General features: G+C 60.8%; 24 protein-coding genes, 1 tRNA gene and 1 pseudogene. 18 read left to right on the top strand and 8 right to left on the bottom strand.

All coding sequences use genetic code 11. The features are described 5' to 3' along the window. The first annotated feature begins 34 nt into the window (after positions 1–34). Entirely contained in the window at positions 35–967 is a 933-nt protein-coding gene (locus ACE3P2_RS12275) for a hypothetical protein (protein WP_374264823.1), read from the top strand. 15 nt (positions 968–982) lie between these two features. On the opposite strand, the gene ACE3P2_RS12280 is transcribed toward ACE3P2_RS12275, so the two are convergent. Beyond that, entirely contained in the window at positions 983–2587 is a 1605-nt protein-coding gene (locus ACE3P2_RS12280) for an NAD(P)/FAD-dependent oxidoreductase (RefSeq protein ID WP_374264824.1), read from the bottom strand. An 88-nt stretch (positions 2588–2675) separates the two neighbouring features. After that, a complete protein-coding gene (locus ACE3P2_RS12285; RefSeq protein ID WP_374264826.1) occupies positions 2676–3029 on the bottom strand; it encodes an HPF/RaiA family ribosome-associated protein in 354 nt (117 codons plus the stop codon). Between the two features lie 116 nt (positions 3030–3145). Here ACE3P2_RS12285 and nhaR point away from each other — a divergent pair, with 116 nt between their 5' ends. Then, complete coding sequence (nhaR, locus tag ACE3P2_RS12290) at positions 3146–4075, top strand: transcriptional activator NhaR (protein ID WP_374264828.1); 930 nt, start codon at positions 3146–3148, stop codon at positions 4073–4075. 63 nt (positions 4076–4138) lie between these two features. On the opposite strand, the gene ACE3P2_RS12295 is transcribed toward nhaR, so the two are convergent. Then, a complete protein-coding gene (locus ACE3P2_RS12295) occupies positions 4139–5041 on the bottom strand; it encodes a Tim44 domain-containing protein (protein WP_374264830.1) in 903 nt (300 codons plus the stop codon). A gap of 380 nt (positions 5042–5421) precedes the next feature. Between ACE3P2_RS12295 and ccoN the strand changes: the two genes are divergently transcribed. The 9 genes and pseudogenes from ccoN to ACE3P2_RS12340 all read left to right on the top strand — a co-directional run bounded on the left by ccoN (position 5422) and on the right by ACE3P2_RS12340 (position 11512). Beyond that, positions 5422–6843 (top strand): cytochrome-c oxidase, cbb3-type subunit I, encoded by a 1422-nt coding sequence (ccoN, locus tag ACE3P2_RS12300; RefSeq protein WP_374264832.1) that lies wholly within the window; start codon positions 5422–5424, stop codon positions 6841–6843. Between the two features lie 18 nt (positions 6844–6861). Further along, positions 6862–7467 (top strand): annotated as a pseudogene (gene ccoO / locus ACE3P2_RS12305) (cytochrome-c oxidase, cbb3-type subunit II); the annotation flags it as partial. A 63-nt stretch (positions 7468–7530) separates the two neighbouring features. After that, positions 7531–7839 carry an OmpA family protein gene (locus ACE3P2_RS12310; protein ID WP_374264916.1) on the top strand — a complete coding sequence of 103 codons (309 nt, stop codon included), beginning with the start codon at positions 7531–7533 and terminating at the stop codon, positions 7837–7839. A gap of 39 nt (positions 7840–7878) precedes the next feature. After that, entirely contained in the window at positions 7879–8070 is a 192-nt protein-coding gene (locus ACE3P2_RS12315) for a cbb3-type cytochrome oxidase subunit 3 (RefSeq protein WP_374264834.1), read from the top strand. Further along, positions 8063–8986, top strand: a complete 924-nt coding sequence (gene ccoP / locus ACE3P2_RS12320) for a cytochrome-c oxidase, cbb3-type subunit III (RefSeq protein WP_374264836.1) — start codon at positions 8063–8065, stop codon at positions 8984–8986. The genes ACE3P2_RS12315 and ccoP overlap by 8 nt, the downstream gene beginning before the upstream one ends. 98 nt (positions 8987–9084) lie before the next feature. Continuing rightward, positions 9085–10524 carry a cytochrome c oxidase accessory protein CcoG gene (gene ccoG, locus ACE3P2_RS12325; protein WP_374264838.1) on the top strand — a complete coding sequence of 480 codons (1440 nt, stop codon included), beginning with the start codon at positions 9085–9087 and terminating at the stop codon, positions 10522–10524. 19 nt (positions 10525–10543) lie between these two features. Next, positions 10544–11071: a FixH family protein gene (locus tag ACE3P2_RS12330; protein WP_374264840.1), complete on the top strand. Its 528-nt coding sequence runs from the start codon at positions 10544–10546 to the stop codon at positions 11069–11071. Positions 11072–11089: 18 nt separating this feature from the next. Next, positions 11090–11230 carry a DUF3149 domain-containing protein gene (locus ACE3P2_RS12335; RefSeq protein WP_374264842.1) on the top strand — a complete coding sequence of 47 codons (141 nt, stop codon included), beginning with the start codon at positions 11090–11092 and terminating at the stop codon, positions 11228–11230. A 42-nt stretch (positions 11231–11272) separates the two neighbouring features. Then, positions 11273–11512: a hypothetical protein gene (locus tag ACE3P2_RS12340; RefSeq protein ID WP_374264844.1), complete on the top strand. Its 240-nt coding sequence runs from the start codon at positions 11273–11275 to the stop codon at positions 11510–11512. 122 nt (positions 11513–11634) lie between these two features. Here ACE3P2_RS12340 and ACE3P2_RS12345 read toward each other — a convergent pair whose 3' ends face one another. Then, positions 11635–12078: a universal stress protein gene (locus ACE3P2_RS12345; protein WP_374264846.1), complete on the bottom strand. Its 444-nt coding sequence runs from the start codon at positions 12076–12078 to the stop codon at positions 11635–11637. A 170-nt stretch (positions 12079–12248) separates the two neighbouring features. Between ACE3P2_RS12345 and ACE3P2_RS12350 the strand changes: the two genes are divergently transcribed. Continuing rightward, positions 12249–13982, top strand: a complete 1734-nt coding sequence (locus ACE3P2_RS12350; RefSeq protein ID WP_374264848.1) for a PHA/PHB synthase family protein — start codon at positions 12249–12251, stop codon at positions 13980–13982. Here the strand turns inward: ACE3P2_RS12350 and ACE3P2_RS12355 are convergent. Beyond that, a complete protein-coding gene (locus ACE3P2_RS12355; RefSeq protein WP_374264850.1) occupies positions 13964–14497 on the bottom strand; it encodes a DNA-deoxyinosine glycosylase in 534 nt (177 codons plus the stop codon). The genes ACE3P2_RS12350 and ACE3P2_RS12355 overlap by 19 nt on opposite strands. 91 nt (positions 14498–14588) lie before the next feature. Here ACE3P2_RS12355 and ACE3P2_RS12360 point away from each other — a divergent pair, with 91 nt between their 5' ends. Next, complete coding sequence (locus ACE3P2_RS12360) at positions 14589–15740, top strand: HD domain-containing phosphohydrolase (protein WP_374264852.1); 1152 nt, start codon at positions 14589–14591, stop codon at positions 15738–15740. A 92-nt stretch (positions 15741–15832) separates the two neighbouring features. Here the strand turns inward: ACE3P2_RS12360 and ACE3P2_RS12365 are convergent. The 3 genes from ACE3P2_RS12365 to trxA form a co-directional block, all read right to left on the bottom strand. Continuing rightward, positions 15833–15913 (bottom strand) — tRNA-Leu (locus ACE3P2_RS12365). A gap of 192 nt (positions 15914–16105) precedes the next feature. After that, on the bottom strand, positions 16106–17365 hold the full coding sequence (rho, locus tag ACE3P2_RS12370) for a transcription termination factor Rho (RefSeq protein WP_374264854.1): 1260 nt from the start codon (positions 17363–17365) through the stop codon (positions 16106–16108). A gap of 173 nt (positions 17366–17538) precedes the next feature. Then, positions 17539–17865 carry a thioredoxin TrxA gene (gene trxA / locus ACE3P2_RS12375; protein ID WP_374264856.1) on the bottom strand — a complete coding sequence of 109 codons (327 nt, stop codon included), beginning with the start codon at positions 17863–17865 and terminating at the stop codon, positions 17539–17541. Between the two features lie 365 nt (positions 17866–18230). Here trxA and fdxA point away from each other — a divergent pair, with 365 nt between their 5' ends. The 5 genes from fdxA to ilvN all read left to right on the top strand — a co-directional run bounded on the left by fdxA (position 18231) and on the right by ilvN (position 23407). Next, positions 18231–18554, top strand: coding sequence for a ferredoxin FdxA (gene fdxA / locus ACE3P2_RS12380; protein ID WP_374264858.1), 324 nt, complete (start codon positions 18231–18233; stop codon positions 18552–18554). Positions 18555–18725: 171 nt separating this feature from the next. Beyond that, positions 18726–19175, top strand: a complete 450-nt coding sequence (locus ACE3P2_RS12385) for a CBS domain-containing protein (RefSeq protein ID WP_374264860.1) — start codon at positions 18726–18728, stop codon at positions 19173–19175. 211 nt (positions 19176–19386) lie between these two features. Further along, complete coding sequence (locus ACE3P2_RS12390; RefSeq protein WP_374264862.1) at positions 19387–21063, top strand: long-chain-fatty-acid--CoA ligase; 1677 nt, start codon at positions 19387–19389, stop codon at positions 21061–21063. 315 nt (positions 21064–21378) lie between these two features. Further along, a complete protein-coding gene (ilvB, locus tag ACE3P2_RS12395; RefSeq protein WP_374264864.1) occupies positions 21379–23043 on the top strand; it encodes an acetolactate synthase large subunit in 1665 nt (554 codons plus the stop codon). Positions 23044–23092: 49 nt separating this feature from the next. After that, positions 23093–23407, top strand: coding sequence for an acetolactate synthase small subunit (gene ilvN, locus ACE3P2_RS12400; RefSeq protein ID WP_374264918.1), 315 nt, complete (start codon positions 23093–23095; stop codon positions 23405–23407). Positions 23408–23482 lie beyond the last annotated feature (75 nt).

Consider the following 23482-nt stretch of genomic DNA (forward strand, 5'->3'; position numbering starts at 1 on the left):
TCGACATGTTTCGCCCGTGCGTAGAAAACCCACCATGCTGCGTCTCGTTCCGGGTTCCTCGGAGGACTCCCCAGCCGGGCTGGATCCGGATGCGGCCGCGTTGATGGCCGACATCGACGCATTCGACCTCGAATCGGCGCGCCAACGGGTGCAGGAAATCGATGCGCGGGCAACCGGCCTGCGCGTGTCCGCGACGGCCTTCCCCGAAGCAGTGCCCGAGCTGATCCCGTCGCCTCCGGAGACCACGGCGGAGGTCGAAACCAGACCTGCCGCAGCGCGCTCCGCCGCGCCGGCGCAGACGCCGTTTCCGCGAGTGGGGGGCCTGCTCGACCAGCTCAAGGACGAAGTTGCGGACAGCCAGCGTCGTGCCAGCGAGGCAACCCAGCAGATCGATGCCGTGCGCTGTGGGCTCGACCGGCGTCTGCGCACAGTCTTCGAGTACTTTCACGACCTTACCACGCAGCTCAACTACCTCAAGCCGAGTGTCGCGCGGAGCTATTACTTTCTCGATTGCGACGACGCTTTCCGGAACCTGAGCTGGCTCGAGGGGTTCGCGGATTTTCGCACCCAGTCCGAGCGGGATGGCGGGCACATCGAACGCGTTACCCTCGGTTTCACCCTCAAGGGGCGAGGCGAGCGCACGTTCGAGCGGTCGGGAGCGGGTGTCGAGCGCCTGCGACAGGTGTTGTTCGATCTCGGGCTGCGCTTCGAATGCCAGGAGCGCCGCAACAGTCAGCGCGAGCTCGAATACGGCTGTTTCACCGTGGCCGACGAGATCAGCGTACTCGCGGTGTGGCGGGTCGATTTCGAGCGTCACGAGGTGGTGCTCGAAACCCGTAATCTCGAGCGTCTGGGCTATGCCCGCTGCACCTTGTCGGCAGAGGCCATCGGTCCGGCAATGCTGGACGAGTTCGGGCGATTGATTCTCGGCCGCCCGAACCGTTTCCGCAGCTTCACGCTGCGCTGAGCCGTGGGCCGGCGCTCAGGCCGGCTTGACCAGATCCAGTGCCACCGCTTCGGCAACGCGGATGCCGTCCACGCCCGCCGATAGAATGCCCCCGGCGTAGCCCGCGCCTTCGCCGGCCGGGAAGAGGCCTTTGACGTTCAGGCTCTGGCAGGTTTCATCGCGCGTGATTCGCAGGGGCGACGACGTACGCGTCTCGACGCCAGTGAGGACCGCATCGTAGAGGTTGAAACCGCGAATCTGGCGGTCGAACGCCGGGATCGCCTCGCGGATGGCGGCAATCGCGTAATCGGGCAGTGCCGTGGACAGGTCGCCAAGATGCACGCCCGGTTTGTACGAAGGTTCGACGCTGCCCAATTTGGTCGACGGCCTACTTTGCAGGAAATCGCCGACCAATTGACCCGGCGCTTCGTAATTACCGCCACCGAGCGTGAAGGCGCGGCTTTCGAGCTGGCGCTGGAATTCGATCCCGGCGAGCGGGCCGCCGGGGTAGTCGTCGGGCGTGATGCCGACCACGATGCCGGCGTTGGCGTTGCGCTCGTTGCGCGAATACTGGCTCATCCCGTTGGTGACGACCCGGTTCGGCTCCGACGTTGCCGCGACCACGGTTCCCCCCGGGCACATGCAGAAACTGTACACCGCGCGACCGTTCGAAGCGTGGTGCACCAGCTTGTAGTCGGCCGCGCCCAACAGCGGATGGCCGGCGTGGGGACCGAGGCGAGCCTTGTCGATCAGCGACTGTGGATGTTCGATGCGAAAGCCCACCGAAAACGGCTTGGCTTCCATGAACACGCCCTTTGCGTGGAGCATCTCGAACGTATCGCGAGCGCTGTGGCCGAGCGCCAGCACCACGTGATCGGTGCGAATCTCGTCGCCGGTGGCGGTCTTGACCCCGCGTACCTGGCCGTCCTCGATCACGATGTCGGTGACACGCTGCTGGAAGCGGATCTCGCCGCCGAGTTCGATGATCTCGGCGCGCATGTTCTCGACCATGCCGACCAGCCGGAAGGTGCCGATGTGGGGCTTCGAGACGTAAAGAATTTCCTCGGGTGCGCCGGCCTTGACGAATTCGGTCAGCACCTTGCGCCCGAAGTGCTTCGGATCCTTGATCTGGCTGTAGAGCTTGCCGTCCGAGAAAGTGCCGGCGCCGCCCTCGCCAAACTGAACGTTGGATTCGGGGTTGAGGTTGTTCTTGCGCCACAGGCCCCAGGTGTCCTGAGTGCGCTCGCGCACGGCCTTGCCGCGCTCGAGGACGATCGGACGGAATCCCATCTGGGCGAGCACCAGCGCCGCGAAGATGCCGCAAGGCCCGAATCCGATCACCACTGGACGATTGCCGAATCCGTCGGGCGCCTTCGCGACGAAATGGTAGGCCATGTCGGGCGTGGGCCGGAGGTGAGGATCACTCGCTAACCTGGCGCACAGCGCAGCTTCGTCACGCACCGCGATGTCGACGATGTAGATGAAGGACAGGGATTGATTCTTGCGCGCGTCGTAGCTGCGCTTGAATACGTCGAAACGAAGCAGATCGGCGGGCGCAATGCCAAGGCGGCGGATGATGGCGGCCGGAAGGGCGTCGGCCGGGTGATCGAGGGGAAGCCGGAGTTCGGATAGTCGCAGCATGGCGTTCGGGCGGGGCGGACTGCTTTGCCGGCCCCGCAGTTGGCGTACGGGCCGCGATTTTATCCGGAAACTCCGGCGGCGGGAGGCGTCAGCCGGTCGCCAGCACCGGACGCAGCGGCGCGACGCGCTGCGGCCGGGTCGCCACAATCCGGTCGAGTTGACGCGCGACGGTGAGGTGTACGCGCTCGGCGACGCGATCGATGACGCGGCTCATGTCCGCACCGAGCTCCTCGAGGACGACGGAACGGCTCTTCATCTGGATCACGATGCGGCACAGTTTGTCCGCGCCGCCGCTCTTGGGACCGTTGATGTCGCTCAGACGCACGCTCACCCGTTGCACGATATGTCCGCAGCGACCCAGCGCTGCCTGGAGGCGCTGACTGGCGTGCTGACGGAGTTTCTGGGCGGCGGGCAGGCCGGTTGACTTGATCTGGATTTCCATTCTTCTCATCTCCTTGTCGTCGTTGTAAGCCGTGAATGTAAGGTCTTCACGGTGCAAAGAAAAGTCGCAATATGTTTTAATGTATTTCGATAATTTCGAACTGTTTGTGGCGATTGATGAATCTTAAACACCTCTTTTACTTCTGGAAGACGGCCCGCAGTGGTGGGGTCGTCAAGGCGGGTGAAGCGCTCCATATCACGCCTCAGACCATCAGCGGACAGATTCGTTTGCTCGAGGAGAGTCTCGACACGCAGCTTTTTTCCCGTGAAGGGCGGGCCCTCGAACTGACGCCCGCGGGCCGGCTGGCGATGGAGTACGCCGACGAAATGTTCTCGCTCGGTGCCGAGCTCGAGCAGGCGCTGCGGCACTACCCCAAGGGGCGGCCGGCGGAATTTCGCGTCGGCGTCTCGGACGCGGTTCCGAAGTCGCTCGCCTACCGGCTGCTGCACCCTGCCGTCGACCCGGCCGATCCGGTGCGCATCATCTGCCGGGAATGGCGGCTTGATCGCCTGCTGGCCGAGTTGGCGATCCACAGGCTTGATCTGGTGATCGCGGACTCGCCCATCCCGCCGTCGGTGGACGTGCGGGCCTACAACCATCGTCTCGGCGATTCCGGGCTTAGTTTTTTTGCCGCGCGTAGCCTGCTGAGTGGCCGCGATCAGCCGTTTCCGGCGTGCATCGCCGAACTGCCGGCGTTGCTGCCGGGCGAAGATTCGGCGATTCGTCGAAAATTGATCGACTGGCTCGATCGAAAACGACTGCGACCGAGGATCGTGGGCGAATTCGACGACACGGCGCTGATGACGGCTTTCGGCCGCGCTGGCGTGGGGGTTTTCGCGGTGCCGTCGGCCATCGAGCAGGAGACCCTGGCGAGTGGCGACCTGGTGCTCCTCGGGCGTGCCGAAGAGGTGCGGGTGGAATACTTCGCGATTTCCGTCGAGCGACGCCTGACCCATCCGTGCGTGCTGGCCATTTCTGAGGCGGCTCGGGCCGGCTTCGAATCGCTGGAAAATAATGGCGGCCCAACTCCTGCGGCCGAGGAGTGACGAGCCCGGGAGCGGGCCGCCGCCGGGGTGCCCTGAGGCCGCCGGCGGCGGGGCGTGGGTGGATCAGCTATTTTGCTGGATGCCGGCGACGACCCAGCCGGTCTTGCCGTCGCGCGGCTTGGTCATGTGCCAGATTTCGTCGATCCCTTCCGGTGCGGCATTCGCGTCCTCGCGGAGCAGACCGGTGAAGCGCACGCTGACGATGTAGCGCGCAGCCTCCTCGGTCACGTCGATCACTTCGGCGTTGAGCGATACCACGTCAGTCTTCTGCGCGGCGTTGCCGTGCTCCATCCAGTTCATCTTGATTTCTGCGAAGAGTTCCGGGGTGGTGTATTCCCGGATGTCCTCGAGATTGCGGGCGTCGTTGGCGGCCTGAAGGCGGATGAAATTGACCTTGGCGTTGCGTACGAAGCCGTCCGCGTCAAAATCGGACGGTACGCCACTGCGCCTGCTCGCCCCGCCCACGCTGCTGTTCGGGGGGGAGGCGGGCGGAGCGTCGTGGGGCTGCGCCGCACCGTCGAAACGCATGCCGCCTGCGCTTGCAAGGGTCGGCTGCTGCGGGGCGCGTCGACGCATGAAGAAGCCGATCAGCGCGATCACCGCAAATGCGATGAGCGCCATGGTCATCATCGAGGCGAGTTCTTCACCAAAGCCAAAGTGGGAGGCCAGTGCGGCGAGACCGATACCGGCAGCCAGACCGGCGATCGGCCCCATCCACGAGCGCTTCTGCGGCGTCTGGGCTGCCGCGGGCATGCCTGCCTGCTGGTTGCTGCGTGGCGCCATGGTGGCGGACGGGGCTTGAGCGGGTGAGGCCGGCGTGGCGTTGGGCGCATGGGGCTGGCTCATTTCCTGGCGCTGCATGCCCGAAGACTTGCCACCGCCAAAGCGTTTGGCGGCGTCGGCATCGCCGGCTGCGAGCGAAAAGCCCAGCGCCAGGGTGGCGGTCAGCAGGGCGAGGGATTTCATGAGGGGTCTCCTGTATGTAGAGGGGTTGTCTGTTCAGGTTAGCTGAGTGTGGCGATAAAGAAAATCAAGATTGTTTGTAGGTTTTGTTCGGTAAAAATTGATATTTGGTTGGGGCGTCAGGGACGTGCGGCTAGAGGGGGCGCCCGAGGCTAAGCCTCTGCGTGGGGCGATTCGAGCGGTTCGTGACGGGGATTTCGAGGGGGGCTCCGCTCGTGGAACGCCACACACCACAACGTCTTTCACCGTTCTGCGCTGCAATAAAGTTGATCTGTGTCAAAATGTCGCCCTAATCGCGGGGTATCCTTCCGCGAAGCCTGCCGGCGGTCCGTCCGTCGAGCGGGTTTGGGGGGTTTTTGTTTTTCTTTCTTGAGGTGACTCACATGCAATCGCAGACTTACAACTATAAAGTCGTGCGGCAGTTCGCCATCATGACGGTGGTTTGGGGCATCGTGGGCATGCTGGTCGGTGTTATCGCCGCAGCACAGCTCGTGTGGCCCGAATTGAACGTTGCCGAATGGTTCCACTTTGGACGGCTCCGGCCGCTCCACACCAACGCGGTTATTTTCGCGTTTGGTGGCTGCGCTCTCTTTTCAACGTCTTATTATTGCGTCCAGCGTACCTGCCACACCACGCTCTTCGCTCCCGGCCTTGCTGCCTTTACCTTCTGGGGTTGGCAGCTTGTCATCCTGCTTGCGGCGATCACCCTGCCGCTCGGTTACACCTCATCCAAGGAGTATGCCGAACTCGAGTGGCCGATCGACATCCTGATCACCGTGGTGTGGGTCTCCTACGCCATCGTGTTCTTCGGTACGATCGGTAAGCGCAAGACCACCCATATCTATGTGGCCAACTGGTTCTACGGAGCCTTCATCATCACCGTCGCGCTGCTGCACTTGGTCAATAGCGCCGAGATCCCGGTCACGTTGACGAAGTCCTACTCCGCCTACGCTGGTGTTCAGGACGCGATGATCCAGTGGTGGTACGGCCACAACGCGGTGGGTTTCTTCCTGACCGCGGGCTTCCTGGGCATGATGTACTACTTCGTGCCGAAGCAGGCAGGTCGTCCGGTTTACTCCTACCGCCTGTCGGTCGTGCACTTCTGGGCACTGATCTTCACCTACATGTGGGCGGGTCCGCACCATCTGCACTATACCGCGCTGCCCGACTGGACCCAGTCCGTCGGCATGATCTTCTCCCTGATCCTTCTGGCTCCGTCCTGGGGTGGCATGATCAACGGCATCATGACGCTCTCCGGCGCCTGGCATAAGCTGCGCACCGACCCGATCCTGAAGTTCCTGATCACCTCGCTGTCGTTCTATGGCATGTCGACCTTCGAAGGTCCGATGATGTCGATCAAGACGGTCAATGCGCTGTCGCACTACACCGACTGGACCGTCGGCCACGTGCACTCCGGCGCCCTGGGCTGGGTTGCGATGGTGTCGATCGGCGCGATGTATTACCTGATCCCGCGCATGTACGGCAAGACCGAGATGTACTCCACCAAGCTGATCACTACCCACTTCTGGATCGCGACCATCGGCGTCGTGCTTTACATCGCCTCGCTTTGGATTTCTGGTGTGATGCAGGGCCTGATGTGGCGTGCCACCAACCCGGACGGTACCCTGACCTACTCCTTCGTCGAGTCTGTCAAGGCCAGCTACCCGTTCTGGACCATCCGTGTCGTGGGCGGCGTGCTGTTCCTGACCGGCATGCTGATCATGTTCTACAACATGGTGAAGACGATCGCCGGTCAGAAGGCATACGACGCTCCGGTGCTGGCACCTGCCGGCGCTCACGCCTGATCGGGAGGAAAAATAATCATGGCTCAATCGAATCACGACTTTATCGAACGCAAGGTTGGCTGGCTGATCGTCTTCACGCTGCTGACCGTCAGCGTCGGCGGCCTTGTCGAAATCGTTCCGCTGTTCTTCCAGCACTCGACCACCACGCCGGTCGAAGGGCTCAAGCCCTACGATCCTGTTCGGCTGGTCGGGCGGGACGTGTATATCCGCGAGGGCTGCAATAACTGTCACTCGCAGATGATTCGCCCCTTCCGTGCTGAAACCGAGCGCTACGGTCATTACTCCGTCGCCGGCGAGTACGTTTATGACCACCCCTTCCTCTGGGGCTCCAAGCGTACCGGCCCGGACCTGCACCGTGTCGGCGGCCGGTATTCGGACCAGTGGCATCGCATCCACCTGCTGAACCCGCGTGACGTGGTACCCGAGTCCAACATGCCGGCTTTCCCGTGGCTTGATCGTCCGGCGAAGATCGATGACATCGAAGCCAAGATGACCGCGCTTCGCAAAGTTGGCGTTCCCTACACCGACGAGGAAATTCAGGGTGCTCGCAAGGCGCTGGAAGGCAAGACCGAGCTGGAGGCCGTGATTGCTTACCTGCAAGGGCTTGGCACCGCGCTGAACGCCGGCAAGCCCGCTCCGGCGCCTGCCGCGACAGCGCCTGCACCTGCCGCCGCTGCCGCGGACGCGCTGGGTAAGGTTTTCTTCGAAGTCGGCTCGAGTTCATTGCCGGCCGATGCCACTGCTGCGGTCAATGCGGCGGCTGATTTCCTGAAGGGGAAAGCCGATGCCAAGATTGACGTGACCGGCTATACCGACAAAACCGGTGACGTCGAGAAGAACCTCGAGCTGGCCAAGGAGCGTGCTAAAGCTGTCCGCGAAGCCCTCAAGGCCGCTGGTGTTGCAGAGGATCGGATCAACATGAAGCCGCCCGTCAGCATCACCGGTTCTGGTGACAATGCCGAAGCTCGTCGGGTTGAACTCAACCCGGGCAGTTAAACCGTTTGGCGACCATTCTGAGAACGCAGGAGTCAGATCTTGGATATCAATGATGCACGCGCACTAATCACCGTTGTGGGACTGGTTTGTTTCATCGCCATTTCCATCTGGGCTTTCAGTGGTCGGGCACGCAAGGGATTCGAAGAGGCTGCGCTCCTGCCGTTCAGCGAGGACGACTTGCCGTCCCCTCAAGCGGGACGGCAATCCAAGGAAGGAAATAAAAATGGCTGACTTTGTTAGCGGTTTCTGGAACGCCTACGTGATGGTGCTGGTGTTCCTGAGTATCGGTTTCTGCGTGTTCGTGCTCGTCTCGAATACCACCAAGCGGACGTCCGGTCCGGTTGGTCTGCACGATCACGTCTGGGACGAAACGCTGCAGGAGTACAACAACCCGCTGCCGCGCTGGTGGATGTACATGTTCTGGATCACGATCATTTTCGCGATCACCTACCTGAGCATGTACCCGGGTTTCGGCAACAATCAGGGCAAGCTGGGTTGGTCCTCGACGGGCCAATGGGAGGCCGAGCAGAAGGCCGCCGCTGAAAAATACGGTCCGATCTTCGCCAAGTTCCGCAGCATGGATCTGAATGCGGTGTCGCAGGACAAGGAAGCCAATGCAATGGGGCAGCGTCTGTTCCTGACCTACTGCGCGCAGTGTCACGGTGCGGATGCAAAGGGTGCCAAGGGCTTCCCGAATCTGACGGACAACGATTGGCTGTACGGTGGTGAGCCGGAAACCATCAAGACCACAGTGCTCGGTGGCCGTCAGGGCATGATGCCTCCGTTCGGTCCCGCGCTTGGCGCGGATGGCGTCAAGAACGTCGCCAACTATGTCCGGTCCCTGTCCGGTCTGGCTCACGATTCGCTGCGTGCCCAGCAAGGGAAGGAGCTGTTTGCCCAGAACTGTGCGGCATGTCATGGTCCGGAAGGCAAGGGGACGCCGGCCATTGGCGCACCCAACCTGACCGATAAGACCTGGTTGTACGGTTCCGCTGAAGCGACGATCATCGAAACCGTCACCAATGGACGTACCAACAAGATGCCTGCTTTCCAGGAGTTCCTTGGCGAAGACAAGGTTCATCTGCTGGCCGGTTATGTGCTGAGCCTTTCGAAGAAGGAAGCGGCTCCGGCAGAAGGCAAGAACTGATTTTTTAGGAAGTCTTTCTTGTTCTTCAGTTCATGCTCCCCGGGTTCATCCCGGGGAGTTTTTGAACAAATATATTAGAATATAATTAAATTTAGATCATGACCCAGCCAGATACCGGAGCCCAGAAGGCATCCGCTTCTCCGAGCAAGGCCGCTGGAGAGGCCGACGATACGTTGTATGCCGTCAGGCAGAAGGTGTATCCGCGCGCGGTTAGCGGGATGTTCGCGACTTGGCGGTGGACGCTGGTTTGGGTGACCCAGGTGATTTTCTATGGGCTTTGCTGGCTGCCCTGGAATGGACGACAAGCGGTTCTGCTTCACCTCGTAGACCGCAAGTTTTATATTTTCGATTGGGTTTTCTGGCCTCAGGATGTCTTTTTCCTGGCAATTCTGCTGATCATCAGTGCCTATTCCTTGTTCTTCTTCACGGCCGTCGCGGGGCGTTTGTGGTGTGGTTACGCATGCCCCCAAACTGTTTATACAGAGATATTCACCTGGATCGAGGAGAAGATCGAAGGAAATCGCGCGCAGCGCATGAAGCTCGATCAAGGGCCGATGACTGGCCGCAAATTCGCGCTGAAGGCCGCTAAATTTGGTGCTTGGGCCGCACTGGCGCTTTGGACTGGTTTCACTTTTGTCGGTTATTTCACACCGATTCGTGAGTTGGTGCGGGAGGCTGCGAATTTCAGTTTTGGTCCGTGGGAACTCTTCTGGATTCTATTCTACGGCGGTTTCACTTACCTGTTTGCGGGTGTCATGCGTGAGCAGGTGTGCAAGTACATGTGTCCGTACGCCCGCTTTCAGGGGGTGATGTTCGATCCAGATACCTTGGTCATTACCTACGATCCAGAGCGCGGCGAGCCGCGGGGGGCGCGCAAGAAGGGCGTGGATCCGCGCACGGTATCGAAAGGCGACTGTGTCGATTGCGGTATCTGCGTGCAGGTTTGTCCGACTGGCATCGATATCCGGAACGGCATGCAGTACGAGTGCATCGGGTGTGCTGCGTGCATCGATGCCTGCGATCAGGTGATGGAAAAGATGGATTACCCAAAGGGTTTGATCCGCTACACCACCGAAAATGCGATGAAGCGTCATTGGGGGCGGAAGGAGATCATCGGGCATGTGATGCGTCCGCGGATCATGATTTACGCGGGCGTGCTGATGGCGATTTGTGCGGCGTTTGTCTGGGGGTTGGCAACGCGTTCTACGTTACGAGTCGACGTGATCAAGGATCGTTCCACTCTTAGCCGCGAAGTTGAAGGGGGGTTGATTGCGAACGTTTATAATCTCCATGTAATGAACATGACCGAAGGTCCAAGACGTTTCGCTTTGTCGGCGAGCGGGCTGGACGGTGTTCGCATTACCCCGATGGAACCTTTTGAGGTGGACGCTGCCGGACTGAAATCAGTCACTGTTGAAGTGGCCGTGCCTCCCGAGTCCGGTAAGCCCGGATCGAATACGATCTATATCGAAGTGAAGGCACTGGATGATGAGAGCGTCCGTGTGCGAGAAAAGACTTCGTTCCTGATGCCGCGTTGACGCACCGAGAAAAATGAATATGACTGCAACCCAAACCTCCCGCTCTGCAACCCCTTGGTACAAGGAGCGTTGGACCTGGTTGTTGATGTTGATGCCTGCGACCGCCATCGTGGCGGGCTTCATAACTCTATGGCTGGCAATCAAGTCTTTCGACGGGTTGGTTGCGGACGATTACTACAAGCAGGGTCTTGCCATCAATCAGACCCTGGCGAGGGCAACGGCTGCCCAGGCGCTCGGCCTGACGGCGCAGGTTAAGTTCACGGCCGAAGAGATGAGCGTGCTGTTGAACGCCAAGCCGGGCACTGAGCTGCCTCCTCGCTTGCTGGTTACCCTGGCCCATCCGACAAAGGGTGGGCTGGATCAGCAACTGGTTTTGACGCGTGACGGTGACGTTTATCGGGGCAGAATTCAGTCTGCCCTGGCGAGCGCGCATTGGAAGGTTTTATTAGAAGACGAGCCCCGCAACTGGCGGTTGTCAGGGGCCGCATTCCTCCCCACAGAGACGGAGATCCGGATCGATTCAGCCGATCTCAAACCTGTCGATTGATATGGAGTGGAGGAAATCATGGCCTGGAAAGAATTGTTCAGTACCGATATTGGCCTTCTGAGCTTGTTCACGATTGGATTCGTCGTGGTGATGGGTGTGTATCTATACCGTTTTGCGAAGAATCATATTGCGGAAGACGAGCGGCGGTCGCACGGTTGATGGTTTGATGTGTTATCGATGCCTAACTGGGAGCTGAGCAAGATGAAACTGATTCAAGTTTTGTGGCCGTCGTTTCTGGTTGCGGGGATTGCCGAGATTATTTTTTTCACGGTTGTCAATCCTCAGGAGTTATACCTTTTCGGAGTGCCAGTGCATTACTCCGAAGTGGCCACATATTCCATCGGTTTCTTTGGTTTCTGGTTGGTGTGTGCAGCATCGAGTTTGGCGACGCTGTTTTTTCAGCGTACATCGGATGAGATCAACCAGTTGGAGGCTCGGTGAGCACGACTGTAGCGGTGCGTTACCAAGGGCTCGAGTGATCGCCTCTTGAAAGCAGCAAAGGCCTCGCAGAACTTGCGAGGCCTTTGTTTTTGATGTCGCCCAATATGATCGGCCCGCTTTGCTTAGCGATAGACAAGAACCGGAATCTTGCTGTGAGTCAGAACCTTCTGGGTCTCGCTGCCCAGGAGCAGGCCACTCAGACCACGGCGTCCATGGGAGGCCATGAAGATCAGATCGCAGCGGTTGCGCTCCGCTGATGCGATGATGGCCTCGAAGGGAACTTCACTGACAACCGTGTCACCGTCGGCCTTGACGCCCGCTGTTTCAGCAGCAGCCTTGGCCTGGGCGAGGATCTTCTCGGCTTCGGCCGCCGCTGCACGGCTGAACTGCTCGGGCGTGGTGGGGTCGAAAAGGGCGCCTTCTCCGTAAATCGGGGTGGGGAAGTCGGGCTGAGCGTAGAAAAAGGTGATCCTCGCGTTGGCTTCCCGGGCGAATTCGATTGCGCGCGAAACCGTAGATGCGGAGAGGTCGGAACCGTCGGTTGGAACAAGGATACTCTTGAACATGGCGTCGCTCCTCTTGGGTACTCGGGGTGTTGTAATTATAGGGCGAGCCATCTTCGCAACCGGATTGACGAATGTCAATCGAAGGTCAGACCGCTTCGTTCAGGCTGAGGGTGCGGGCGAAATCGTGTTTTGGCCATCATAGGCCGCTCATGACTGAAGGAGTTCACACCATGTCTCGTCGTCCTCTCGTGCCTTCCATCGACACGGCGCGCAAATCGTTGCGACGGTTGAACGAGTCCGTCGAGTCGACCGTCGATCCGCTCGGAATGGCCGCGCCGCTCATTCATGCGCAGTTGGCCTGGATGGCTCATCCGCAGGAACTGGCGGAGGCCCTGGGTCGAATTTCGGATAGCCTTTGGGCGTTACAGAGACACACTTGGCTTAGGCTGGCGGGGTTGCCGAGCACCGGGCCGGCCAAGCCGAATGCTGACGACGGCCGCTTTGCCGATCCTGTCTGGGCCGAGTCGCCGACCTGGGATCTGGTGAAGGGCTGGTATCTGTTGCTGACGCACCACATGCAGGACATGCTGTACGAAACGCCGGGCTTGTCTCAAAAGGAACGACGTCGGGCGGCCTTCTGGTGGCGAAATGGGCTCAATGCGATAGCACCGTCCAATTTCTTGTGGACCAATCCCGTCGCGATGCGAAAGGCCATCGAATCGAACGGTGAGAGTCTGGTTCGTGGTTTCCGCAATTTTCTGGACGACGTGGCTGCCGGGAACATCCGGATGACCGATCCGGATGATTTCAAGGTTGGGGAGAACCTGGCCACGACGCCTGGCAAAGTCGTGTTTCGGAATCGTCTGCTGGAAGTGCTGCATTACGCACCGACCGTGCCTCGCGTCCATGCGACGCCGATCGTGATCGTGACGCCATGGATCAACAAGTTTTACATCCTCGACCTCAATCCCAAGAAGAGCATGGTTCGTTACCTGCTTGGTCAGGGCTTTGATGTGTTCATCACGAGCTGGAAGAACCCTGGCGACGAGATGCGCGACATCCGCTTCGACGATTATCTGACCGAAGGCATCCAGGCACTGATCGATACCGCACGGGGGCTCACGGGTGCGCCGAAGGTCCATGCCGTGGGCTATTGCATCGGGGGCACCGCTTTGTCGACCTACATGGCCTGGGCGAACCGTCATTTTGGGCCGGAGGCGGTGCCGGTTGCGCACTGGACCTTGTTCACGACACTGGTGGATTTCCACAAGCCCGGGGATATCGAGGTTTTCGTCGACGAAGGCAGTATTCGCTTCATCACCCAGAACATGGCACGCAAGGGCTATCTGGATGGCGCGGAAATGGCGTCGGCGTTCAGGCTGTTGCGGGCCAACAGTCTAATCTGGCATTACGTGGTGCATGGCTGGCTGTATGGCGAGACGCCACCGCCGTTCGACGTGCTTTACTGGAACATGGATGCGACGCGCATGCCCTATGCGATGCATGCGTGGTATCTGCGCGAGCTTTACTTGCACAACAAGCTGATCGAGAAGGATGCCTTGACGGTGGCGGGCGAACCGATCGACCTGGGCGCGATCGCTCAACCCGTCTATGCCGTTTCGGCGGAGGATGACCATATCGCGCCGTGGCGTCAGACTTTTCGGACGATGAACTATCTGAATGGCCCCAAGCGCTTTGTGTTGTCCACGTCGGGACACATTCTCGGCATCGTCAATCCGCCGGTGAAGCCGGCCAAGCGAAGCTTCTGGGTGGGGGCTGCGGAACGCGGCGATCAGGCCGAGGCCTGGTTGAGTGGGCTGAGCGTGCAGGAAGGGAGTTGGTGGGACGACTGGATGAAATGGCTTCGTCCGCAGTGCGGCGAACTCGTCGAGGCTCGCCCCGCGGCAACCGATGCGTATCCGTCTCTGGGCGATGCGCCGGGGGCTTATGTGCTGGAGCGCTGAGTGGGGTCGTCTGTCGCGCTTATAATTTGTCGCCATGCGTCTAGCCGCGCTGCGTAAGAGTAGCCGGCGTTGGCGGGGCTTGTGGACGGCAGTCGCTGGAGGATCAGAGGACGATCGAGCGGCAAGGTCTTCAGCACATGGCGTCGAAAGCTGGATTCGGCCATGGCGCCATTGAAGTAAATCCGCCCGATGTGGGGATGGTCTGAGAGAAAGCTGGAGAAGTCGTTGGGGACTGCACTGTGGCGGTCGATCGCGACGTCCAGGCTGCCTTCCCGTTCACAGCTCTGAAGGACATCCCAGAGCGCCAGGTTCGCGTCGGTGAGCTTGGTCAGACGATCGGGGTAGGGCAATTGGGGGTGTGCCCCCACGAGCGCGCCGAGAATCGGCCAGAACAGATTGCGAGGATGGGCGTAGTATGCCTGCGCTTCGAGCGACGCCACGCCCGGCATGCTGCCGAGAATCAACACGGTGGCCGAGGGGGTGGCGACAGGTGGAAAACTGTGGATCAAGGCCATGAGTGGGGTGACGATCCGAGACTGTCGGATGGTCCAAATATCAAGCGTTGAGAACCGGCGAAGCAGAGATTGCCGGATTCTGGAGTAGGGAATGAAACAGCGCTCGCATGTGCTGATTGTTGACGATCAGGCCGACAATCTGCTGATCCTCGAGGACGTGTTGTCCGAACATTATTACGTGCATCCGGCTACCAATGGCCTGGAGGCGCTCGGTTTTCTGGATGCGGGTGGTCGGGCGGATCTGATTCTGCTCGACGTCATGATGCCGGAACTGGACGGCTTCGAGGTATGCCGGCGGCTCAAGTCCGACGATGCAACGCGCTCGATTCCGGTGATGTTCTTGACCAGTCTGGATCGCCCCGAAGACGAAGAGTTGGGTTTTTCCCTCGGCGCGGAGGACTTCATCCATAAGCCGATCTCGCCGCCGGTGGTGCTGGCACGGGTGCGGACTCATCTGGCGCTCTCCAGGGCCACGCGCGCACTGCAGCGGCGCAATGCGGATCTGGAACTTGTCGTGGCCGAGCGGACTGCCGAGATCAGCGAGCAGGCCGATCGATTGGTGGCGAGCAAGCAGGAGGTGATTGCAGCGCAGGCCGCTACGATTACGGCGTTCTGCGCGCTCGCCGAGGCCCGGGACAACGAAACCGGCAACCATATCCGCCGCACCCAGCACTACGTGCGGATTCTGGCCGAGGCCCTGCGCTCGCACCCGCGTTTCAGTGCGGTCCTGAACGACGATGTGATTCAGCAGTTCTTCAAGTCGGCACCGTTGCACGATGTGGGCAAGGTGGCGACGCCGGACTCGATCCTGCTCAAGCAGGGCAAGCTGACGCCGGAAGAATGGGTCATCATGAAGAAGCACTGCGAGGCTGGGAGAAATGCCATTCTGCAGGCCGAAAGTGCGCTCGGTGGCGTGAGCGACGCCTCGTTCCTGCTCTACGCGGCCGAGATCGCCTACTCACATCACGAGCGTTGGGACGGTAGCGGCTATCCGCAGGGGATCGCCGGCGATGCCATTCCGCTTTCGGCCCGTCTCATGGCGGTGGCTGACGTCTACGATGCCCTCATTTCCCGGCGTGTCTACAAGCCGCCTTACCCGCACGAAGAGGCGATCAAGATGATCCTCGCCGAAAAGGGACGCCATTTCGACCCGGATGTGATCGATGCGCTGCAAGGAGTGGCAGATCAGTTTGCGCAGATCGCGCAGAGCTTCCGCGACGAGCCGGAGGCGGCGGTGGAATAAGCCCACCGCAGGCGCATCGGCGCCAGTCTTGGGAGATCGAAAATTCGAAGGAGGGTTGCCTGCGTTGAAGGACGTCAGGCAATGATCGGGAATGCGGACGGAGAGACTCGAACTCTCACGCCATGGGCGCCAGAACCTAAATCTGGTGCGTCTACCAATTCCGCCACGTCCGCATAAGGCTGCGCATTGTAATGCGCAGGGCAAGTTGAGTGCCACTGTTTTCTGGCCAAACCAGAGTGGGGCACAATGGCTCCGCTGCGGGCCAGACAATCGGATCGCCCGACCCGAAAGTCGGGTTTCGTGATGCTTTGCGCGTGCTGGGATGCCGGCGACGCAGCGGTCTGCATCGCAGGCTCAGGTCGGGATCAGCCCCGACGCATGGCGTCGAAGAATTCGCCGTTGCTCTTCGTCGCCTTGATCTTGTCGAGCAGGAACTCCATCGCATCGATGTCGTCCATGCCATACAGCAGCTTGCGCAGCACCCAGACCTTCTGCAGCACGTCGGATTTGAGGAGCAGTTCTTCGCGGCGGGTACCCGAGCGATTGACGTTGATCGCCGGATAGACGCGCTTTTCTGCCATGCGCCGATCCAGGTGGATTTCCATGTTGCCGGTGCCCTTGAACTCTTCGTAGATCACGTCGTCCATGCGGCTGCCGGTGTCGATGAGTGCGGTGGCGATGATTGTCAGCGAGCCGCCTTCTTCGATATTGCGTGCCGCACCGAAGAAACGCTTCGGCTTCTGCAGCGCATTGGCATCCACGCCACCCGTGAGCACCTTGCCGGATGCGGGGACGACGGTGTTGTAAGCGCGGGCCAGGCGGGTCAGCGAATCGAGCAGGATGACCACATCTTTCTTGTGCTCGACGAGACGCTTGGCTTTTTCGATGACCATTTCCGCCACCTGAACGTGGCGGATGGCGGGCTCGTCGAAGGTTGAGGCGACGACCTCACCCTTCACCGAGCGTTGCATTTCGGTCACTTCCTCGGGGCGCTCGTCGATCAGCAGCACGATCACGACCACGTCGGGGTGGTTGGAGGTGATCGAATGGGCGATGTGCTGGAGCATCACTGTCTTGCCGCTCTTTGGCGGGGCAACCAGCAGACCGCGCTGCCCCTTGCCGATCGGCGAGATCATGTCGATCACGCGGGAGGTGATGTTCTCTTCACCGCGGATGTCGCGTTCGAGTTTGAGGCACTGATTGGGGTGCAGCGGCGTCAGGTTCTCGAAGAGGATCTTGTGCTTGGCAGCCTCGGGCGGCTCGAAGTTGACCTTGTCGACCTTCACGAGCGCGAAGTAACGCTCGCCTTCCTTCGGCGTGCGAATTTCGCCCTCGACCGTATCGCCCGTATGCAGGTTGAACCGACGGATCTGGCTCGGGGAAACGTAGATGTCGTCGGTGCCCGCCAGGTAGGAGGTATCGGGTGAGCGCAGGAAACCGAAGCCGTCGGGCAGGATTTCCATGACGCCGTCGCCGTAGATCGGTTCACCCTTCTTTGCGCGGTTTTTCAGCAGCGCAAAGACCAGTTCCTGCTTGCGCAGGCGGTTGGCGCCTTCGATTTCGTTGGCAATGGCCATTTCGAGCAATTGGCCGACGTGGAGAGACTTGAGCTCCGAGAGTTGCATGGCAGGCAGCGGTGGGGGACAGGAAGGAGGGGAAGGAAGAGTAGGGCCATGGCAGATGCGCCAAGGCATGTACAGCAGCAGAAGTGCTCGGACTGTACGACGACACCGGGGTTATCGGGCGGATGACCCCGAGGGTGTCGTCAATGAAATACTAGCGTGCGAATGTAACCCGCTTACAGGTGGCTGTCAATGAAGGCTGCCAGCTGCGACTTGGACAGGGCGCCCACCTTGGTGGCTTCGATGTTGCCGCCCTTGAAGAGCATCAGCGTCGGGATGCCGCGGATGCCGTACTTGGCCGGGGTTTCCTGGTTTTCGTCGATGTTCAGCTTCGCAACCTTGAGCTTGCCATCGTATTCCTTCGCCACTTCGTCCAGGATCGGCGCGATCATCTTGCACGGGCCGCACCATTCGGCCCAGTAGTCGACCAGGACCGGGCTGGTGGATTGCAGAACTTCAGCTTCGAAGTTTGCATCGGTGACGTAATGGATGTGTTCGCTCATGGTTCCTCGCAAATTCAGGGGGAGTTGTCGGTGTTGCAGGGGAGGGAGGACGTTTCAGGGGTGGTCGAAACCGTTTGACCCGCGCAACGAGAAAGAGATGGCGGGATGCTAGCGAATATTTTCCGCCAAGAAAAGCGCTTTTCTCGCCAGCGGCGTCAATCTGTGGTAGCCGTGTTGTGTGCTGCGAACATTTGTCGGTCAGGGCTGTCGTACTTGCAGGCCGCCCCTGTGAGAAGGCGTGTTGCGCGGGGCGGGCGGCCTCATCCGGGGAGTGAATGCGGTATATTTCAGCCCCTCTTCCCCATTATCAGCCAGCCACCGGCCTCGCATCGCGGGACGTGCGGCACCATGTTCAGGAGCGCCCCATGACTTACGTCGTCACCGAAAACTGCATTCGCTGCAAGTACACCGACTGTGTCGATGTGTGCCCGGTGGATTGTTTTCGCGAAGGTCCGAATTTTCTGGTGATCGACCCCGAGGAGTGCATCGACTGCACGCTGTGCGTTGCCGAATGCCCGGCTGAGGCAATTTTTGCCGAAGACGATGTGCCGGCAGGTCAGGAGGGTTTCATTGCCCTCAATGCCGAGTTGGCGCGCAGCTGGACGCCGATCGTGGAGCGCAAGGAGCCCCCGGTGGATGCCGACGCATGGCGTGGCGTGGCCGACAAGCTCAAGCTCCTCGAGCGCTGAGTGTCGGCTGCGCGACGCATTGTCCGTTGTGCGGTGTCGACGTGAGCGAGAGAAATTGCGCAAGCCCGGGTAAGCCCTTATCCGGGTGCGCTTCTCTCCGTCGGCGCAATCGAATACCATGCGAAAAGGTATGGTTTTTCAGGCGTATCGACGTCGCTCAAAGGAAAGAAAATGCTGGTTAGCGAGATTCTGGCGATCAAGGGGAAGGTCCTCTTCACGATTTCCCCCAACAAGGCCCTGGCGGAAGCCGTGGCGGTCATGACCGAGCAGGACGTGGGTTCGCTGGTTGTGTTCGACAAGGGGCGCATGGCCGGTCTGCTCACTTTCCGCGAGGTGCTCGTGGCGACGCAGAAGGCGGGTGCCGGATGGCAGAGCCTGCCGGTCGAGGACGCGATGCTCAAGAATCCCGTTGCCGCGTCGGTGAATATGGATATGGACGAGCTTCGTCGCCAGATGGTCGAGCACCACCAGCGCTACCTGCCGGTGATGGACGACACGACACTGATGGGCGTGGTGTCTTTCCATGACGTGGCCAAGGCCGTGCTCGAGGAGCAGAGCTTCGAGAACCGTATGTTGAAGAATTACATCCGTAACTGGCCTGCCGAAGAAGACAAGGTCTGATTCAGGCTGGGCCAGGTAGCAAGCAGGCTGTCCGCTCAGGGGGCAGGGCGGCCTAACAAAAAGGCGTTCTAACGCCAGTCGAAAAGTATGTTGGACGCCGGTGTCGGACGACACCGGGACCGCCTGGGGAGGGCGGGTTCCTGTTGGAGGGCCTTGCGTTGCAGGGTCGGGTCTCCGGCAGGACTCGATCGCCAACTACAAAGGAGACAAGATGGACAAGATCTGGCTGAAGAGCTATCCCCCTGGCGTGCCCGCCGAAATCGATGTCAGCGAGTTTGCGTCGCTCGCTGATCTGTTCGACAAGGGCGTGCGCAAGTTTGGCGAGCGGACGGCCTACGTCTGCATGGGCAAGTCGATCAGCTACCGCGACCTGGACGTGCTGTCGCGCCAGTTTTCGGGCTATCTGCAGGGTGAGCTCAAGCTCGCCAAGGGTGCCCGCGTTGCGCTGATGATGCCCAACTGCCTGCAGTATCCGGTCGCGATGTTCGGCATCCTGCGGGCGGGATACACGGTGGTGAACGTCAATCCGCTCTACACCGCCCGCGAACTCGAACATCAGTTGCGCGATGCCGGCTGCGAGGCGATCCTCATCGTCGAGAATTTCGCCCACACCTTGCAGGAGGTGATCGGCAGCGTGTCGTCGTTACGACACGTCGTTGTCACCGGCCTGGGCGACATGCTGGGTTTTCCCAAGTCGCTGGTGGTCAATTTCGTCGTTCGTCACGTGAAGAAAATGGTGCCGGCTTGGAGTCTGCCCGGTGCGGTGAGCTTCAAGGACGCACTGGGCCTGGGCGCTGCCCACGCCCCACGACCGGTCGCCATCGGTCATGACGACCTAGCTTACTTACAATACACTGGTGGGACCACGGGTGTCGCGAAGGGGGCGATGCTGACGCATGGCAACATCGTCGCCAATCTGCAGCAGGCTCACGCATGGATCAGCCCGTACGTGAGGGAGGGCGAGGAGATCATCATCACCGCGCTGCCGCTGTACCACATCTTCTCCCTCACGGCGAACTGTCTGACCTTCTTCAAGATCGGTGCGACTAACGTGCTGATCACCAATCCGCGCGATATTCCGGGCTTCGTGGCGGAGCTCGGCAAGTATCCTTTTACCGTGATCACCGGCGTCAATACGCTGTTCAATGCGCTGCTCCACAATCCCGAATTCGAGAAGCTCGATTTCTCGTCGCTGAAGGTGGCGTTGGGCGGCGGCATGGCCGTTCAGCAGGCGGTGGCGGAGCGCTGGAAGCAGGTCACCGGCAAGCCCCTGGCGGAGGCCTATGGACTGACCGAGACGTCGCCGGCGGTATGCATCAACCCGCTCGATCTGCCCGACTTCAATCACTCGATCGGCCTGCCGATTTCGTCGACCGACATCAGCTTGCGGGACGACGACGGTTACGAGGTGTTGATGGGTATGCCGGGCGAGCTGTGCGTGAAGGGGCCGCAAGTCATGAAGGGTTACTACAACCGCCCGGACGACACGGCGCGGGCCTTCACGCACGATGGTTTCCTGCGCACGGGGGATGTGGCCACCATCGATCAGTCGGGTTTTGTGCGAATCGTCGATCGCAAGAAGGACATGATCCTCGTCTCCGGCTTCAACGTGTATCCCAACGAGGTCGAGGACGTCGTCGCCTCTCACCCCGGGGTGCTCGAGGTGGCGGCGCTGGGTGTGCCGGACGAGCGTTCGGGAGAGGCGGTGAAGATTTTCGTGGTGCGCAAGGATCCGGCGCTCACCGCCGAGGCGCTCATCGCGTATTGCCGCGAGGGGCTCACGGGCTACAAGGTGCCTCACTTCGTGGAGTTTCGCGATGAGCTGCCCAAGAGCAACGTCGGCAAGATCCTTCGTCGAGTGTTGCGGGATTCGTCGCCCGGTGCGTGATGTGTGCCACCGATGGGGCTGGTGCGGTGCAAAAAATCACTTGTGTTTTCCAGCCGTTGTGAGAATAATCAAAGCTTAGTCTTGTAGATGACTTCGTGACTGTCGTGACCCGTTTCGCCCACTTCCTGCCTGTCGACGCCGTTGTTGTAGTACGCGTAGTAAGCGTAGGTGAGCGCGCGTCGTAAGGGTCCAAAGGCAGTCCAGAGAGAATTCAGCAGACCCCCGCCGGCGCGTAACCGGCGGGGGTTTTGTTTTTTTAGTTGTGCCCCTGGCCCGGATCGCAGTTCGGCTCCCCAAGCCACTAGGAGAATCTCGATGATGCAAATGACTGGAGCAGACCTGATCGTGAAGCTGCTCGAACGGCAAGGAATCCGCACGATCGCCGGTGTGCCCGGCGGTGCGGCCCTGCCGATGTACGACGCCCTTTCGAAGAGCGAGCAGATCCACCACGTCCTGTGTCGTCACGAGCAGGGTGCCGGCTTCATCGCCCAGGGCATGGCCCGGGTGTCCGGCCGGCCCGAGGTCTGTCTGGCTTCCAGCGGCCCGGGCGCGACCAACCTCGTCACCGCCATTGCCGACGCCAAGCTCGACTCGATCCCGATGATTGCGCTCACCGGTCAGGTGCCGCTCTCGATGATCGGCACCGACGCCTTCCAGGAAGTCGATACCTACGGCCTGACGATCCCGATCACCAAGCACAATTTCCTGGTCCGCTCGGCCAAGGATCTGCTCAACGTGGTGCCGGCAGCCTTCCGCATCGCCATGTCCGACCGTCCCGGTCCGGTGCTGATCGACGTGCCGAAGGACGTCCAGAACCAGATGGTGAGCTTCGACGAATACCCGGATGTGGTCGTGCCCGACGCGGCCCCGACCTTCGACATCGCCGCCATCGAAGAAGCCGCGAAGATGATCGAGGCGGCCGAGCGCCCGGTGCTGTACCTGGGTGGTGGGGTGATCCACTCCGGCGCCGGTCAGCTTGCCGTGACGCTCGCCGAGCAGGCTTCCCTGCCGACCACCATGACGCTGATGGCCCTCGGCGCCATGCCGATGGATCATCCGTTGTCGATCGGCATGCTCGGCATGCACGGTGCCCGCTACACCAACTACGTGCTCGAGGAGGCCGACCTGCTGATCTGCGTGGGCGCGCGTTTCGACGACCGCGCCATTGGCAAGACCGCCGAGTTCTGCCCGAACGCCAAGATCATCCACATCGACATCGACCGCTCCGAGCTGCACAAGGTCAAGAACGCCAACGTGGCCATCGCCGGCGATGTGGGGCAGGTGCTCTCCGAGCTGCTGCCGCGCGTCAAGCCGCAACTGCGCAAGCGCTGGCTGTCGCACGTCGAGAGCCTTAAGGGCCGCTTCCCGCTGGCCATGCCGGGTGTCGACGATCCGCGTTCGCCCTACGGCCTGATCCACGCCGTCGCCAACAGCCTGGACGACAGCGCGATCATCACCAGCGACGTGGGCCAGCACCAGATGTGGGTGGCTCAGGCCTACCCGTTCCGTCGTTCGCGCCAGTGGCTCAACTCCGGCGGCCTCGGCACGATGGGCTTCGGTTTCCCGGCCGCGATCGGCGCCGCCCTGGCCGAGCCGGACCGCACGGTGGTGTGCTTCTCCGGCGACGGCAGCCTGAAGATGAACATCCAGGAGATGGCCACCGCCGCCCAGGAAAACGTTAACGTCAAGATCGTGCTGTTCAACAACCAGTCCCTCGGCCTGGTGCACCAGCAGCAGAACCTCTTCTACGGCAAGCGCATCATGGCGTCCCGCTACGAGCGCCCGACCGATTTCCTGAAGATCGCCGAAGGCTTCGGGATGCGCGCGGTGGACCTCGATCCGTCGCCCAATCCCCGCGCCACGCTGGCCGAGGCCCTGCACACGCCGGGTCCCTGCCTCATCCACGCGACGATCGATCCGAACGAATTCGTCTACCCGATGGTGCCGCCGGGCGCCGCCAATTCCGAGATGATCGGCTGAGCCCGAGGAGATCACGATGTCTGCACAAAACACGCCCGAAACCAAGCCCATGTCCGAGTACATTCCGGACGTGCCCGAGCACAACGGCTTTCACAAGGTCGTGCTCGAACTCGCCGTCGCCAATCACCCGGGGGTGATGAGCCACATCTGCGGTCTCTTCGCGCGCCGTGCGTTCAACGTCGAAGGCATCCTGTGCATGCCGGTGGGCAGTGGCGATACCAGCCGCATCTGGCTGCTGGTCTTCGAGGATCAGCGGCTTGAGAAGATGATCCGTCAGGTGGAAAAGCTCGAGGACGTCCAGTACGTCAAGAAGCACGACGGCGATCATCCGGTCTTCGGTCGTCTCGACGAGTTCTTCCAGTAAGCCTGCGCTGGCGCCGCCGGCCCGGGTGCCGGCGGCGTGCTAGACTCAATAGCTGTCTTTTTGTCCCTTCGAGAG

It is taken from the genome of Zoogloea sp. (genome assembly GCF_041911615.1).
GTDB lineage: Bacteria > Pseudomonadota > Gammaproteobacteria > Burkholderiales > Rhodocyclaceae > Zoogloea.

Excerpts from the sequence above, each read along its gene's own strand:
- ACE3P2_RS12340 (WP_374264844.1), top strand. The coding sequence starts at position 11,273 with ATGAAACTGATTCAAGTTTTGTGGCCGTCGTTTCTGGTTGCGGGGATT.
- ccoG (WP_374264838.1), top strand. The coding sequence starts at position 9,085 with ATGACCCAGCCAGATACCGGAGCCCAGAAGGCATCCGCTTCTCCGAGC.
- ACE3P2_RS12350 (WP_374264848.1), top strand. The coding sequence starts at position 12,249 with ATGTCTCGTCGTCCTCTCGTGCCTTCCATCGACACGGCGCGCAAATCG.
- ACE3P2_RS12285 (WP_374264826.1), bottom strand. The coding sequence starts at position 3,029 with ATGGAAATCCAGATCAAGTCAACCGGCCTGCCCGCCGCCCAGAAACTC.
- fdxA (WP_374264858.1), top strand. The coding sequence starts at position 18,231 with ATGACTTACGTCGTCACCGAAAACTGCATTCGCTGCAAGTACACCGAC.
- ACE3P2_RS12280 (WP_374264824.1), bottom strand. The coding sequence starts at position 2,587 with ATGCTGCGACTATCCGAACTCCGGCTTCCCCTCGATCACCCGGCCGAC.
- ACE3P2_RS12385 (WP_374264860.1), top strand. The coding sequence starts at position 18,726 with ATGCTGGTTAGCGAGATTCTGGCGATCAAGGGGAAGGTCCTCTTCACG.
- ccoN (WP_374264832.1), top strand. The coding sequence starts at position 5,422 with ATGCAATCGCAGACTTACAACTATAAAGTCGTGCGGCAGTTCGCCATC.
- ACE3P2_RS12360 (WP_374264852.1), top strand. The coding sequence starts at position 14,589 with ATGAAACAGCGCTCGCATGTGCTGATTGTTGACGATCAGGCCGACAAT.
- ACE3P2_RS12295 (WP_374264830.1), bottom strand. The coding sequence starts at position 5,041 with ATGAAATCCCTCGCCCTGCTGACCGCCACCCTGGCGCTGGGCTTTTCG.
- nhaR (WP_374264828.1), top strand. The coding sequence starts at position 3,146 with ATGAATCTTAAACACCTCTTTTACTTCTGGAAGACGGCCCGCAGTGGT.
- ACE3P2_RS12335 (WP_374264842.1), top strand. The coding sequence starts at position 11,090 with ATGGCCTGGAAAGAATTGTTCAGTACCGATATTGGCCTTCTGAGCTTG.
- ACE3P2_RS12345 (WP_374264846.1), bottom strand. The coding sequence starts at position 12,078 with ATGTTCAAGAGTATCCTTGTTCCAACCGACGGTTCCGACCTCTCCGCA.
- ilvB (WP_374264864.1), top strand. The coding sequence starts at position 21,379 with ATGATGCAAATGACTGGAGCAGACCTGATCGTGAAGCTGCTCGAACGG.
- ACE3P2_RS12330 (WP_374264840.1), top strand. The coding sequence starts at position 10,544 with ATGACTGCAACCCAAACCTCCCGCTCTGCAACCCCTTGGTACAAGGAG.
- ACE3P2_RS12275 (WP_374264823.1), top strand. The coding sequence starts at position 35 with ATGCTGCGTCTCGTTCCGGGTTCCTCGGAGGACTCCCCAGCCGGGCTG.
- ccoP (WP_374264836.1), top strand. The coding sequence starts at position 8,063 with ATGGCTGACTTTGTTAGCGGTTTCTGGAACGCCTACGTGATGGTGCTG.
- rho (WP_374264854.1), bottom strand. The coding sequence starts at position 17,365 with ATGCAACTCTCGGAGCTCAAGTCTCTCCACGTCGGCCAATTGCTCGAA.
- trxA (WP_374264856.1), bottom strand. The coding sequence starts at position 17,865 with ATGAGCGAACACATCCATTACGTCACCGATGCAAACTTCGAAGCTGAA.
- ilvN (WP_374264918.1), top strand. The coding sequence starts at position 23,093 with ATGTCCGAGTACATTCCGGACGTGCCCGAGCACAACGGCTTTCACAAG.
- ACE3P2_RS12355 (WP_374264850.1), bottom strand. The coding sequence starts at position 14,497 with ATGGCCTTGATCCACAGTTTTCCACCTGTCGCCACCCCCTCGGCCACC.
- ACE3P2_RS12390 (WP_374264862.1), top strand. The coding sequence starts at position 19,387 with ATGGACAAGATCTGGCTGAAGAGCTATCCCCCTGGCGTGCCCGCCGAA.